Here is a 13,371-nt window from a genome sequence, read left to right on the forward strand (position 1 = left end):
CGGCGAGCTCTCCATGTCGACACGGCCAGGCCGGACCGCGCTGTCCGGCCTGCTGGGCCGGCTGGCCGAGCAACTGATGATCTGGGTGCCGCTGCTGCTTGCCGCGGGGCACCTGGTCTCGTTCGCGCTGTGGACGCTCTGGGTCTCGTTCACGCCATCCACGCTGATTCCGATGTCGGGCTGGGTCGGTCTGCGCAACTACACGGCCGTGCTGGCGTCGCGGAACTGGCAGATCGCCTTCAACAATCTCTTGCTGTTCGGCAGCGTCTTCGTGCTGCTGAGCCTGCTGATCGGCCTGCTGCTCGCGATCCTGCTCGACCAGCGCATTCGCGGCGAGAACGTGCTGCGATCGATCTTCCTCTACCCGCTGGCGGTCTCGTTCGTCGTCACCGGCACGGTTTGGAGCTGGCTGCTCAATCCTGGCCTCGGCATCGAGAAGCTCGTGCACGATCTCGGCTGGGCGTCGTTCCGGTTCGACTGGCTGATCGACCGCGACATGGCGATCTGGACCATCGTCATCGCCGCGGTCTGGCAGTCCTCCGGTTTCGCCATGGCGCTGTTTCTCGCCGGTCTGCGGTCGGTCGACAACGAGCTCGTCAAGGCGGCGCAGATCGATGGCGCCGGGCCCTTTCGCCTGTACGCCCGCGTCATTCTGCCGACGCTCTGGCCGATCACCATCACTGTCGCCGTCATCCAGTTGCAGTTCGCGATCTCGACCTTCGACCTCGTCCGCGCGCTCACCAATGGCGGCCCGGGAATCGCCACCCAGCTGCCGGCGCTCGTCGTCTACGATCTCATGTTCCAGCGTAGCCAGCTCGGCCGGGGTGCGGCAGCGGCGGTGTTGATGCTGCTCATCCTGCTCGCGGTGCTGCTGCCCTATGCGGTGTGGCAGTCCATCCAGCGCCGACGGGGCGGTCATGCGTGAGCGCAGCGCCGGGCCAGGCCGGATCCTTATCTATCTCGTGGTCATTCTGATCGCTGCCGCCTATCTGGCGCCGCTGGTGGTGGTCGTGCTGAACTCGTTGCGCAGCAACGAGGAGATCGCGCAGGCCTCGATGATCGGCTGGCCGAAACATTGGGCCTGGAGCAACTACGCCGCCGCCTGGAGCGGCTTCTGCGTCGCCGAAACCTGTGCCGGCATCCGTCCCTACATGCTGAACTCGGCGCTGGTCACCATCCCGGCGACGATCATCTCCACCCTGCTCGGGGCCGTCGCCGGCTACGCCGTGTCGCTGTGGCGCTTCCGCGGCGACAGCTGGATCTACGGCATCGTCACCCTCGGCCTGTTCCTTCCGCAGCAGATGCGGCTGCTGCCCTGGACCATCGTGCTGCGGGACATCGGGCTGATCAACACGCTTTCGGGCCTGGTGCTGGTGCACACGATCCAGGGCCTGTCCTTCACAACGCTGTTCTGCCGCAACTACTACGTCGCCGTGCCGCGTGAGCTGATCAGCGCTGCGCGCATCGATGGCGCCGGGTTCTTCCGCATCTTCTGGCGCATCATCCTGCCGCTGTCGTCGCCGATCCTGATCGTCACGGTCATCTGGCAGTTCACCCATATCTGGAACGAGTTCCTCTACGGTGTGACGTTCACGACCGGCCAGCAGCAGCCGGTCACGGCCGCGCTGATCGCGCTTTCCGCGGCGATCGCCGACATCCCGCAGCACGGGGTACAGAGCGCCGCGGTGCTGATCGCGGCGCTGCCGACGCTTCTGGTCTATCTCTTCGGTGGCCGATACTTCGTCCGCGGCCTTACCGCGGGCGCCGTCAAATAGGGAACCACATGTCAGCGCTCACCGTCCGCGATCTGCACAAGACGTTCGGCCCGATCGAGGTGCTGAAGGGCATCGGCCTCGAGATCGGCAAGGGCGAGTTCATCGTGCTCGTGGGACCGTCCGGCTGTGGGAAGTCGACTCTGCTCAACATCATCGCCGGCCTCGAGCGCCAGAGTTCGGGCAGCATCGAGATCGGCGGCCGACTCGTCGACGACGTCGCCCCGAAGGATCGCGACATCGCGATGGTGTTCCAGTCCTACGCGCTATATCCGTCGATGACGGTGCGTCAGAACATCACCTTCGGCATGGAATGCCGGCACGTGCCGAAGGCCAAGCAGGACGAAGCCGTCGCCAATGTCGCGCGGCTGCTGCAGATCGAGCCGCTGCTCGGCCGCAAGCCGTCGCAGCTGTCCGGCGGACAGCGGCAGCGCGTGGCGATCGGGCGGGCGCTGGTCCGCGATCCCCTGCTGTTCCTGTTCGACGAGCCGCTGTCCAATCTCGACGCCAAGCTGCGCGTCGAGATGCGGATGGAGATCAAGCGCCTGCACCAGCGCATCGGTGCCACGATCGTCTACGTCACGCACGACCAGATCGAGGCGATGACGATGGCGACACGGATCGCGGTGATGCATCAGGGTTCAGTGCAGCAGTTTGCCGATCCCGACACGGTGTACCGCTATCCGGCCAATCTGTTCGTGGCGCGCTTCATGGGCTCGCCGCCGATGAACACCATGCCCGCGCGGCTCGAGGCCGAGAACGGCGCGCCGGTCGTCGTGATCGGCGCGGGCCGGCCGGACGAGGTTCGCCTGAGACTGCAGGGTTACGATGCCGCGGCGCCGTTCATCGGCCGCGACGTGGTGCTTGGCATCAGGCCGGAATGCATCGCCGAGGGCAGCCGCGCATTTTCGGCAGACCCGCCGATCCTGGTCAATGCGCCGGTGGAGATGGTCGAGCCGACCGGCGCCGAGACCATCGTGCTGCTGCGCCTTGGAGGCGAGGCGGCCATGGCGCGGATCGCACCGGACGTTCGTCCCACGCCGGGAGCCTCCGCGACTTTTGCGCTCGACACCCGCCGCGTGTGCCTGTTCGACCCCGAGACGGAGCGACTGATCGCATGACACAAACGAGTTATTCAGGGCTGGCGGGACGCGTCGTCCTGGTGACGGGAGGCGCAAGCGGCATCGGCGCCGCGATCGTGCGCGCATTCGCGGCGCAGCAGGCCCGTGTCGCGTTCCTCGACGTCGATGCCGAGGCCGGCAAGGCGCTGGTCGAGGAAGTCGCCGTCGCGTCCGGCCACGCGCCCCTGTTCCTGCCCTGCGACCTGCTCGACATCGAGGCGCTACGCGAGGCCATCGCCGAGGTGCGCGGCCGGCTTGGCGATGCCGCGGTGCTCGTCAACAACGCCGCCAACGACCAGCGCCAGGTTCTCGCGGAGGTGACGCCCGCCGCGTTCGACTGGATGATCGGCGTCAATCTGAAGCACGTCTTCTTTGCCGCGCAGGCGATCGTACCGCAGATGCAGGCCCGGGGCGGCGGCTCGATCATCAACATGTCGTCGATCGCATGGATGCGCGGCGCGCCGGGGCTGCAGGTCTATGCCGCGGCCAAGGCGGCGATCGTCGGTTTCACCAACTCGCTCGCGCGGCTGGTCGGCCCCGACCGCATCCGCGTCAATGCCATTGCTCCGGGCATGGTGATCACCGAGCGGCAGCGCCGGCTGTGGTATCCGGACGAGAAGACCATCGCGGATATGCGGTCGCGCCAGATCATCCCCGATGCCGTGACGCCTGAGGACATCGCGCGTATGGCCCTGTTTCTCGCCTCCGACGACAGCCAGCGCATCACGCGCCAATGCTTCCAGGTCGACGCAGGTCTCGCCTAGGGCGGGCCAAGATTCAGGGTGAACGCGCAGGATCTGGCCAGCTCGCCGTTTCCTCAAGTCATGAAAAAGAAGGGCGCCCCGCGAGGGGCGCCCTGATGTCGTGTCCGCCGATCTTTGCCGGGCCTTAGCCCGAGTAGTACATGTCGAACTCGACCGGATGCGGGGTCATTTCGAAGCGCGCGACCTCGGTCATCTTCAGCTCGATGTAGCTGTCGATGAAGTCGTCGTCGAACACGCCGCCGGCCTTCAGGAAGGCGCGGTCCTTGTCGAGGTTCTCGAGCGCCTCGCGGAGCGAGCCGCAGACGGTCGGGATCTGCTTCAGCTCTTCCTTCGGCAGGTCGTAGAGATCCTTGTCCATCGCCGGGCCCGGATCGAGCTTGTTCTTCACGCCGTCGAGGCCGGCCATCAGCATCGCGGCGAAGCCGAGATAGGGGTTGGCGAGCGGATCGGGGAAGCGGACCTCGACGCGCTTGGCCTTCGGCGACGAGGTGTAGGGGATGCGGCACGAGGCCGAGCGGTTGCGCGCGGAGTAGGCGAGCAGCACCGGCGCCTCATAGCCCGGGACCAGACGCTTGTAGGAGTTGGTCGACGGGTTGGTGAAGGCGTTGATCGCCTTGGCGTGCTTGATGATGCCGGCGATGTAGGACAGGCAGGTCTCCGACAGGTCGGAATACTTGTTGCCCGCGAACACCGGCTTGCCGTCCTTCCAGATCGACTGGTGGACGTGCATGCCCGAGCCGTTGTCGCCATAGACCGGCTTCGGCATGAAGGTGGCGGTCTTGCCGTAGATGTGCGCGACCTGATGGATGCAGTACTTGTAGATCTGCATCTGGTCGGCCATCAGGGTCAGCGTGTCGAACTTCATGCCGAGCTCGTGCTGGGCCGACGCCACCTCGTGATGGTGCTTCTCGACCTTGACGCCCATGCGGGCCATCGCGCCGAGCATTTCCGAGCGCATGTCCTGCACCGAGTCCTGCGGCGGGACCGGGAAGTAGCCGGCCTTGGTGCGGATGCGGTGGCCGAGATTGCCGCCCTCATACTCGGTGTCGGAGTTGGTGGGCAGCTCCGAAGAGTCGAGGCGGAAGCCGGTGTTGTACGGCGAGGAGCTGTAGCGCACGTCGTCGAACACGAAGAACTCGGCCTCGGGGCCGACGAACACGGCGTCGCCCACGCCCATCGACTTCACCATCGCCTCGGCCTTCTTGGCGATGCCGCGCGGGTCGCGGTTGTACGGCTCGCCGGTGGTCGGCTCGAGCACGTCGCAGGTGATGATCATGGTGGTTTCGGCGAAGAACGGATCGATCGTCGCGGTCACCGGGTCGGGCATCAGGCACATGTCGGATTCGTTGATCGCCTTCCAGCCGGCGATCGAGGAGCCGTCGAACATCGTGCCTTCGGCAAAAATGTCTTCGTCGATCATGCTGACGTCGAAGGTGACGTGCTGCCACTTGCCCCGCGGATCGGTGAAGCGGAGGTCGACGTATTTGACGTCGTTGTCTTTGATTGCCTTCAAGACGTCCTTGGCGGTCTTCATGAATACCCCTCTTGGCTTGTAACGTCACGGCCCGGCGCGGGACGGCGTCCGCGGGTCATGCTCCATAGCCTCGCGCGGGGGCCAAGACAATATCGGAAACGCCAAAAGGGCCGCGTGCAAGCGCCTCGCAGAGGACACTCGCGCTGCCGTCTGGCTGCTGGCGCAGCAGATGTTCTCCCGGAGGCTTGGGGGCGGCGGCGCCGTTCCAAGCCTCCCGCAGAAGGGTCAGATCGCGTCCAGTCCGGATTCCCCGGTTCGGATGCGAATGGCTTCCTCGATGTTGGAGACGAAGATCTTGCCGTCGCCGATGCGGCCGGTCTGGGCCGCGCGGCGGATCGCCTCGATCGCGCGCTCGACGAGGTCGTCGCCGATCACGATCTCGATCTTCACCTTTGGCAGGAAGTCGACGATGTATTCGGCGCCGCGATACAGTTCGGCATGGCCCTTCTGCCGGCCGAAGCCCTTGGCCTCGGTGACGGTAATGCCCTGAAGTCCCACCTCCTGAAGCGCCTCCTTCACCTCGTCGAGCTTGAACGGCTTGATGATGGCTTCAATTTTCTTCACTGAGCGCCTCCCGGGCATTCCGCTATAAAAAACAGGTGGGTCATCGTCAGGCTGCGCCCAATACGCAGGTCTCTCGATCGTTTCGTTACCGGACCTGACACTCTCCGGTGGAGGCCGGTGATTGACAGCCTGTGTTGCCTCGTGCCGAAGTGGCTCCACAAAAGCAGGGTCTATGCCAAGTCGCTACCGAGCCTGAATCGAGCCGATAATCCGGCATTTCGCGATTGCCCGACGATTCCCTCGGGGAGTGCCCAGAATACCGGAGCCTTGAGATTAGGCAAACAGATGAAACGTTGGGCAGGTATGGACGGGGCGATCGCGCCCTAGCGGAAATGCCCAGTGAAAAGGCGGGACTGCCGAATTCTGCACCCCTCTGTGGGGCCGGCACGCCCTTGGAAGTTGCCTTCGGGCGCGGCAATAGGAGACGAGGGATCAGCGGCGCGTCCGGCTTGGGGAAGCCGCGCGCGACGTCCCACCGAGCATCGCGCAGCCGGCGGACATCGGCTGCTGGGGACATGAGTTGCCATGGAAGTCTTGACCACGAGCGAAATGGAGCGGGCCGACCGGCTGACGATCGCAGCCGGCACGCCGGGCTTCTCGCTGATGCTGAGCGCCGGCCAGGCGGTGGCCGAGGCGGCCATGGACCTGGCGGAAACCGGCCCGATCCTGGTCGTCTGCGGCCCCGGCAACAATGGCGGCGACGGTTTTGTCGCAGCCGCGGAGCTCGCCGCGCAGGGCCGCGATGTCTCGGTGATCCTGATGTGCGAGCGCGATGCGCTGCAGGGGGACGCGGCCTCCGCCGCCAAGGGCTGGAAGTTTCCGGTGCTGCCGTTCACGCCGCAGGCGATCGGCAAGCCGGCCCTGATCATCGATGCGCTGTTCGGCGCCGGCCTCAGCCGTCCGGTGACCGGCGAGCCGCATGACGTCATCGCCGCGATCAACGCCAATGGCGCGCCGGTGCTGGCGGTCGACCTGCCGAGCGGCATCAACGGCACCACGGCCGCGGTCATGGGCATCGCGGTCAGGGCGACCGAGACCGTGACCTTCTTCCGCAAGAAGCCGGCGCATCTGCTGCTGCCGGGGCGGATCCATTGCGGCCGGGTCCGGCTCGCTGACATCGGCATCGCCCCGCAGGTGCTCGGCGAGATCGGCCCGCAGGCGTTCGAGAACGACCCCGAGCTGTGGCACGGTCGTTTCCCCGTGCCGCGCATCGACGGTCACAAATATGCGCGGGGTCACGTGCTGGCGATGTCCGGCGACGTGACCGCCACCGGCGCCTCGCGGATGGCCGCGCGCGCAGCTCTGCGGGCAGGCGCAGGCCTCGTCACGCTGGCCTCGCCGCGCGACGCGCTGGCGGTCAATGCGGCGGCGCTGACCGCGGTGATGGTGCGCGCGGCGGAGACCGCGATCGACTTCGGTGAGCTGCTCGGCGACAAGCGCTACAACACCTGCATCATCGGCCCCGGCACGGGTGTCAGCGAACGCACGCGCGATCTGGTCTTCACCGCGCTGACCGCGAAGCGTCATCTGGTGCTGGATGCGGATGCGCTGACGAGCTTTGCCGATGCGCCCGAGCGGCTGTTCGAGCAGATCAGGGCTGTGCCCGACGCACAGATCGTGCTGACGCCGCATGAGGGCGAATTCCCGCGGCTGTTTTCCGACCTCAGCAACAAATATCCGGGCCGATCCAAGCTCGAGCGCGTGCGCGCGGCCGCGGCGCGTTGCGGAGCCGTGGTGCTGCTGAAGGGCGCCGACACCACGGTCGCCGCTCCGGACGGCCGCGCCGCCATCGCCGCCAACGCGCCGCCCTGGCTCGCCACCGCCGGCGCCGGCGACGTGCTCGCCGGCATGATCGCGGGAATGCTGGCGCAGGGCGTGCCGGCCTTCGAGGCTGCCTGCATCGGCGTATGGATGCACGGCGAGGCCGGATCGGAGGCGGGGCCGGGGCTGATTGCGGAGGATCTGACCGAGACGCTGCCGGCGGTGTTCCGGCGGCTGTATGACCGGTTGGGCATCGAGTACTGATCAGGGGCGAGCCGTCGCCCAGCAAACACTGTCATGCCCGCGCAGGCGGGCATCCAGTATGCCGCGGCTTCTCAGTATGATCAGAGACGTCTCGGCGTACTGGATCGCCCGGTCAAGCCGGGCGATGACAGCTGAGGGTGCGGCGGCGCCTCCGCATCTCGCTCAGGCTGCTGCTTACGTCACCTGATACTTCGCCACCGCGCTCTCGTTCCACGCAAGGCCGAGACCCGGCCCCTTCGCCGTCACGTTGCCATCCACCACCTGCAGCGGGTCGGCCAGGATCGCGCCGGCGAAGTCGAGCACTTCCAGCCAATGCGCCGTCGGCGTCACCGGCAGCACGTGCGCGCTGGCCTCGGGCAGGATGTGGCTCGACATCGGGATCGACGCCGCATCGGCTTGTCCTGCGACGTTGAGCCAGCCGGTGATGCCGCCGACCTTCATCAAATCGGGCATGATGAAGTCGGAGGCGCCGGCGTCGATCGCTTCGGCGAAGCCGCGCGGAAACCACCAGTTCTCGCCGGCCTGGATCGGGATCTCCGAGCGCTCGCGCACCGCGGCGTGGCCGGAGAGATTCTCCTGCGGCACCGGCTCCTCGATCCAGGTCAGATCGAACTCCGCAAGGGCGGTAATTCGACGTGTCGCCTCAGCGGGATCGAGCGACTGGTTGAAGTCGAGCATCAGCTTGACATCAGTGCCGAGCAGCGCGCGCAGGCCCCTGATCATCGCGACGTCGGTGGCAAGATCGCCATGGCCGCCCTTGGTCTTGATGGCGCGGAAGCCATGCTCGTCGCAGGCGATGCGCAAGGTGCGCTCGTCGTTCCCAGCGTCGAGCACGCCGTAGCTGTCATAGGCCGGGATCGGGCGCGCCGTGCCGCCGAGCAGCTCGACCACCGGCTTTCCGGCGAGCTGGCCCAGCGCATCCCAGAACGCCATGTCGAGGCCTGAGACGGCCATGCCGATCAGGCCCTGCCAGCCGAGCAGGCGGAATTTGGCGTCCATCAGCTTCATCAGGTCGAACGGCACCAGGGCCTTGCCGGTCAGCTCGCGGCCGATCTCCTCGACCAGCAGCAGCAGCGGCTTCAGCGCGAGCCTGCTGTAGGCGAACAGGTATGAATGGCCGGTCACGCCCTGATCGGTCGCGACGTCGATCAGCACTAGCGGCCCGGTGTCGATGACCCCGAAGGCGTTGCGAAGCGGGCGCTTCATCGGGGTGACGACGGCGCGCGCGGTGACGCCGGTGATGGCAGCCTGGGTCATGGGAGTTCTCCCTGGTTCGTTTCCTCAACCAATCTCATACCACCGCAAAAGCCGCGGCGCCGCCCACTCCGTGGCCATGCTCTCGATCAGAAACCGTCCGGCGGCCTCGGCCTGAAACGCGATGCGCTGGGTCTGGCCGGCCTCCAGCGCCAGCGTGTCCAGCCAATATGGCTTCCAGCCATCGTCGAGCCGGTCGAGCAGACGGAACGGCTGGCCGTGCAGATGCGCCACGGTGGTGGCGGCGGTCTTGTTGGCGAGCGCCAGCACGACGGTGCGGCCGGCCTTGGCCTGGAACGCCGGGGCAGCACGAGCGTCGAATTTCACCGGGGTGCGCCAGTCGGCGCCGTCGAGCGCAATGTCGGCGCGAACCGCATTGCGCAGGTCGAGCTTGTCCGGCAATCCGTTCGCGGGCAGGGCGGCGGGCGGCGGTAGCGGCGTGGCGCGGAGCGGCGGCTCGCCGGACAGCGTTAGGCGCCCGATCGGCCTGGCATCGCGGCCATCATGCAGCAGCACCGGCAGCGGGGCCTTCGCCGGCATGTCGATGAAGACGTCGGTGCGGCCGCCCGGCGGCAGCACGACGGCGCCGTTGCGGGCCAGGAACGGCTCCGCCGGCTGACCGTCGATGGCCATCACCCGGGCGGCCTCCAGTTCGGCGATTTTGACCGCGATCACAGCGCGCTGGCAGCCGTTGATGAACCTGAGCCTCACCCGCGCCCCGGCCCGCAGCGCGAGGTCCGGCTGAACTTCGCCGTTGACGGTATAGATGAGCTCGGCGTCCCTGGCGTCGGCGCCGGGGGCGACGGCGGTGCCATCGCTCTTGAGCCGGAAGTCTTCGATCAGGAAAACCTCGTCACGGTCGGCGGTTACCGCGGGACTTTCATCGACGACGATAGCGAGCGGCCGGATCGGCGCGGCTGCGCCGTCGCCGAGCAGCCGAAGGTCGAGCAGTCCGGTCCCGGCCCGCGCCGCCGCCGCCGTGATGGTGAAGCGGCCGCCGGGGCCGGCCGCAGGCTGTACCAGCAGCGGCGCGGCCAAGGCGAGGCCGCGGCCGGCCAGCGCGGCCGGAATCGACAGGCCGTTCGCCAGGGTGAGATCGAGCACGGCGCCACGCGCCAGGCGAAGCACCCGGCTGCCTCCCGCCAGCCCCCAGACCGGAGATGGCGGCCGGCCGGAGCTGAGCGCGACAGATTCGGGCCGCGCCTCCAGCGTTACGGACGTCCGTTCGGCGGCCGGCGCGAGCCGCGGCCAGGAGACGGCGCAGGCTGCGGCAAAGCCGCCGAGCACGGCGCGGCGGCTGAGCCATTCCGAGGCCTGCGTCATGCGACAAAACATTGTGCGTTGAGGGGGATGCGGATCATCTCGTTTTCCCTTATGTGTGCCGCGAGCTTGGCCGATAGGCCGGCCGCGGGCGCCGTCGAGGCCCCATTTTTTTGCTGCGGACGGTTTCGCGCATGGTATAAGCCGCGCCGCCCGCGGCATCGCGGCCGGGCTATCGATGCAGTTCACGCGGGCGTGGCGGAACTGGTAGACGCGCTGGATTTAGGTTCCAGTGACGAAAGTTGTGGGGGTTCGAGTCCCTCCGCCCGCACCAAGCGCTTCCTAAGGCGTTTGCCCAAAGTTTCACGGCGCACTCGTTCCCCGGACATGGGGAGCGGGGGCACCGATCCCACCGGCGCAAGGCTGCTTGCCGCGCGTCGTCCACAATTGAATCAGGTGTGTTCGGATCGCAAGGGTCCGGACCGAAGCGGAAGAAGATTGACGCCATGCAGGTCACAGAAACCTTGTCGGAAGGCTTGAAGCACGAGTTCCAGATCAGCGTTCCCTCGGCGGATCTCGACGCCAAGGCGGATGCCAAGCTGGTCGACCTGAAGGACAAGGTCCGCATCAACGGCTTCCGTCCCGGCAAGGTGCCGGTCGCGCATCTGAAGAAGATCTACGGCAAGTCGGTCATGGCCGAGACCATCGACCAGACCATCCGCGACACCAACACCCAGATCTTCACCGAGCGCGGCTTCCGTCTCGCCACCGAGCCGAAGGTCACGATGCCGACCGAGGAGGCCGAGGTCGAGAAGATCCTCTCCGGCCAGTCCGACCTGACCTACACCGTGGCCATCGAGGTCGTGCCCGCGATCGCGCTCGCCGACTTCAAGACCTTTGCGGTCGAGAAGCCGGTCGCCGACATCACCGATGCCGACGTCGACGAGGCGATCAAGCGCCTGGCCGACGCCAATCGCAGCTACGCCGCAAAGGCCGACGGCGCGAAGGCCGCAAGCGGTGATCGCGTGAAGATCAACTTCAAGGGTACGATCGACGGCGTCGCCTTCGACGGCGGCACCGGCGAGGGCATCGATGTCGTGATCGGCTCGAACACCTTCATCCCGGGCTTCGAGGATCAGCTGACGGGCATCGGCGTCGGCGAGACCCGCACGCTCAAGGTCTCGTTCCCGGCCAACTATCTGAACAACGAGCTCGCGGGCAAGGCCGCCGAGTTCGAGACCACCGCGACCGCGATCGAGGCGCCGGAGGAGAAGGTGGTGGACGACGCGTTCGCCACGACGCTCGGCCTGGAATCGCTCGACAAGCTGAAGCAGCTGATGCGCGACCGTCTCGCCGGCGAGTTCAGTCAGGCGACCCGCCAGCGCGTGAAGCGCGCGCTGCTCGACCGCCTCGACGAGACCCACAAGTTCGATGCGCCGCCGTCGCTGATCGACGAGGAGTTCAACCTGATGTGGAACTCGGTCCAGGCCGAGATGAAGTCCAGCGGCAAGACCTTCGCCGACGAGAACACCACCGAGGACAAGGCGAAGGAAGAGTACCGCACCATCGCCGACCGCCGCGTGCGTCTCGGCCTCGTGCTGTCGGAGATCGGGGAGAAGAACAAGATCACCGTGACCGACGACGAGGTCAGCCGCGCCGTGATCGAGCGCGCGCGCTCGATGCCGGGCCGCGAGAAGGAGGTCTGGGACTTCTATCGCAGCAACCCGCAGGCGCTCGCCCAGCTGCGCGCGCCGATCTACGAGGACAAGGTCGTCGACTTCATCCTCGAGCTCGCCAACGTGACCGAGAAGAAGGTCTCCAAGGACGAGCTGTTCAAGGATGACGAGAACGACAAGGCGGCCTGATCCGGCCACCTCTGGTCGGGTTCGCGACATAAGCGCAGGATTAAGGTTGACCGGCGAAAGCGCCGGTCGGCCCGGTTCCGGCGCTGGCCGTCGCCGCGGGAATCAGCTTGAACAGGACAACGACCTCGCTCGCGGCTCGCCACGGCCACCGGTCTTGTCACCGGGGAATTGGTCCATATCTGTGGGCTCGGTCTTGAAGTTCTGCATCACGGGGCCACTGTCCGTCGCTGCTCGCTGAACGAGCCTCACCTGCGGCGGCCGGTCGTCTTCAACTGCTGGTCCAAACCTTGGGTGATTCATGCGCGATCCCGTCGAAACCTATATGAACCTTGTGCCCATGGTGGTCGAACAGACCAACCGCGGTGAGCGCGCGTACGACATCTTCTCGCGGCTCCTGAAGGAGCGCATCATCTTCGTGACCGGTCCGGTCGAGGACGGCATGGCGACCCTGATCGTCGCGCAGCTGCTGTTCCTCGAGGCCGAGAACCCGAAGAAGGAAATCGCGATGTACATCAACTCGCCGGGCGGGGTGGTGACGTCGGGTCTGGCGATCTACGACACCATGCAGTTCATCCGGCCGGCGGTGTCGACGCTGTGCACCGGCCAGGCGGCCTCGATGGGCTCGCTGCTGCTCTGCGCCGGCCACAAGGACATGCGCTTCTCGCTGCCGAACTCGCGCATCATGGTGCATCAGCCGTCCGGCGGCTTCCAGGGCCAGGCGACCGACATCATGCTGCATGCCCAGGAGATCCTGAGCCTCAAGAAGCGGCTCAACGAGATCTACGTCAAGCACACCGGCCAGTCCTACAAGGCGATCGAGGACGCGCTGGAGCGCGACAAGTTCCTCACGGCGGAGGCCGCGGCGGAATTCGGCTTGATCGACAAGGTGATCGACAAGCGGCCGGAGGATCCGGGCCAGATGACCAAGGCGTCTTGAGACGCCACGGTTTGATGGGGCCGGGCTCGCCCGGGACAGGTACTGAGGTGCGGCCCGATTTGGCCGCAACCTCGCCGTGCGCCTGCCGAACAGGCGTGGCAAACGCGCAACGTTCCTTCGATTTCGCTGGCGCTCACCGTGTCAAGCCCTAAAATCACGGTAATGTCACGGTCTAGGGTCTGTGGTCCGATTAGCGAATTCTTGATAGTCGGATGACAGCATGATTGGCTAGAGTGCCCAGTTATGGATCGTGGGGGATTCGCGTAGGCCGTGGT

11 protein-coding genes and 1 tRNA gene are annotated in these 13,371 nt (G+C 66.5%); 8 read left to right on the top strand and 4 right to left on the bottom strand.

The features are described from left to right. Positions 1-13: 13 nt before the first annotated feature. Genes ACQR07_RS18265 through ACQR07_RS18280 form a run of 4 tightly spaced genes read left to right on the top strand, consistent with a single transcriptional unit; the run spans position 14 to position 3,657 of the window. Positions 14-925 (top strand): carbohydrate ABC transporter permease, encoded by a 912-nt coding sequence (locus ACQR07_RS18265; protein ID WP_434903613.1) that lies wholly within the window; start codon positions 14-16, stop codon positions 923-925. Further along, a complete protein-coding gene (locus ACQR07_RS18270) occupies positions 918-1,775 on the top strand; it encodes a carbohydrate ABC transporter permease (RefSeq protein WP_434903614.1) in 858 nt (285 codons plus the stop codon). The genes ACQR07_RS18265 and ACQR07_RS18270 overlap by 8 nt, the downstream gene beginning before the upstream one ends. Positions 1,776-1,783: 8 nt before the next feature. Next, the gene (locus tag ACQR07_RS18275; RefSeq protein WP_434903615.1) at positions 1,784-2,893 is read left to right on the top strand and encodes an ABC transporter ATP-binding protein; all 1,110 of its coding nucleotides are present in this window, start codon (positions 1,784-1,786) and stop codon (positions 2,891-2,893) included. Next, a complete protein-coding gene (locus tag ACQR07_RS18280; RefSeq protein ID WP_434903616.1) occupies positions 2,890-3,657 on the top strand; it encodes an SDR family NAD(P)-dependent oxidoreductase in 768 nt (255 codons plus the stop codon). The genes ACQR07_RS18275 and ACQR07_RS18280 overlap by 4 nt, the downstream gene beginning before the upstream one ends. Before the next feature lie 124 nt (positions 3,658-3,781). Here the strand turns inward: ACQR07_RS18280 and glnA are convergent, their stop codons facing one another. Beyond that, entirely contained in the window at positions 3,782-5,191 is a 1,410-nt protein-coding gene (glnA, locus tag ACQR07_RS18285; protein ID WP_434870054.1) for a type I glutamate--ammonia ligase, read from the bottom strand. Between the two features lie 225 nt (positions 5,192-5,416). After that, complete coding sequence (locus ACQR07_RS18290; RefSeq protein WP_009027873.1) at positions 5,417-5,755, bottom strand: P-II family nitrogen regulator; 339 nt, start codon at positions 5,753-5,755, stop codon at positions 5,417-5,419. A gap of 525 nt (positions 5,756-6,280) precedes the next feature. Between ACQR07_RS18290 and ACQR07_RS18295 the strand changes: the two genes are divergently transcribed. After that, positions 6,281-7,780: an NAD(P)H-hydrate dehydratase gene (locus tag ACQR07_RS18295; RefSeq protein WP_434903617.1), complete on the top strand. Its 1,500-nt coding sequence runs from the start codon at positions 6,281-6,283 to the stop codon at positions 7,778-7,780. 174 nt (positions 7,781-7,954) lie between these two features. Here ACQR07_RS18295 and ACQR07_RS18300 read toward each other — a convergent pair whose 3' ends face one another. Beyond that, complete coding sequence (locus ACQR07_RS18300; RefSeq protein WP_434903618.1) at positions 7,955-9,037, bottom strand: enolase C-terminal domain-like protein; 1,083 nt, start codon at positions 9,035-9,037, stop codon at positions 7,955-7,957. A 24-nt stretch (positions 9,038-9,061) separates the two neighbouring features. Then, the gene (locus tag ACQR07_RS18305) at positions 9,062-10,369 is read right to left on the bottom strand and encodes a multicopper oxidase domain-containing protein (protein ID WP_434903619.1); all 1,308 of its coding nucleotides are present in this window, start codon (positions 10,367-10,369) and stop codon (positions 9,062-9,064) included. A 174-nt stretch (positions 10,370-10,543) separates the two neighbouring features. Here ACQR07_RS18305 and ACQR07_RS18310 point away from each other — a divergent pair. The 3 genes from ACQR07_RS18310 to ACQR07_RS18320 all read left to right on the top strand — a co-directional run bounded on the left by ACQR07_RS18310 (position 10,544) and on the right by ACQR07_RS18320 (position 13,096). Beyond that, positions 10,544-10,628: transfer RNA gene (locus ACQR07_RS18310), tRNA-Leu, on the top strand. A 172-nt stretch (positions 10,629-10,800) separates the two neighbouring features. After that, entirely contained in the window at positions 10,801-12,159 is a 1,359-nt protein-coding gene (tig, locus tag ACQR07_RS18315) for a trigger factor (RefSeq protein WP_434903620.1), read from the top strand. A gap of 298 nt (positions 12,160-12,457) precedes the next feature. Then, the gene (locus tag ACQR07_RS18320; protein ID WP_434903621.1) at positions 12,458-13,096 is read left to right on the top strand and encodes an ATP-dependent Clp protease proteolytic subunit; all 639 of its coding nucleotides are present in this window, start codon (positions 12,458-12,460) and stop codon (positions 13,094-13,096) included. Positions 13,097-13,371: the final 275 nt, after the last annotated feature.

The sequence above is a fragment of the Bradyrhizobium sp. HKCCYLS20291 genome, from assembly GCF_051167715.1.
Classification (GTDB): Bacteria; Pseudomonadota; Alphaproteobacteria; order Rhizobiales; family Xanthobacteraceae; genus Bradyrhizobium.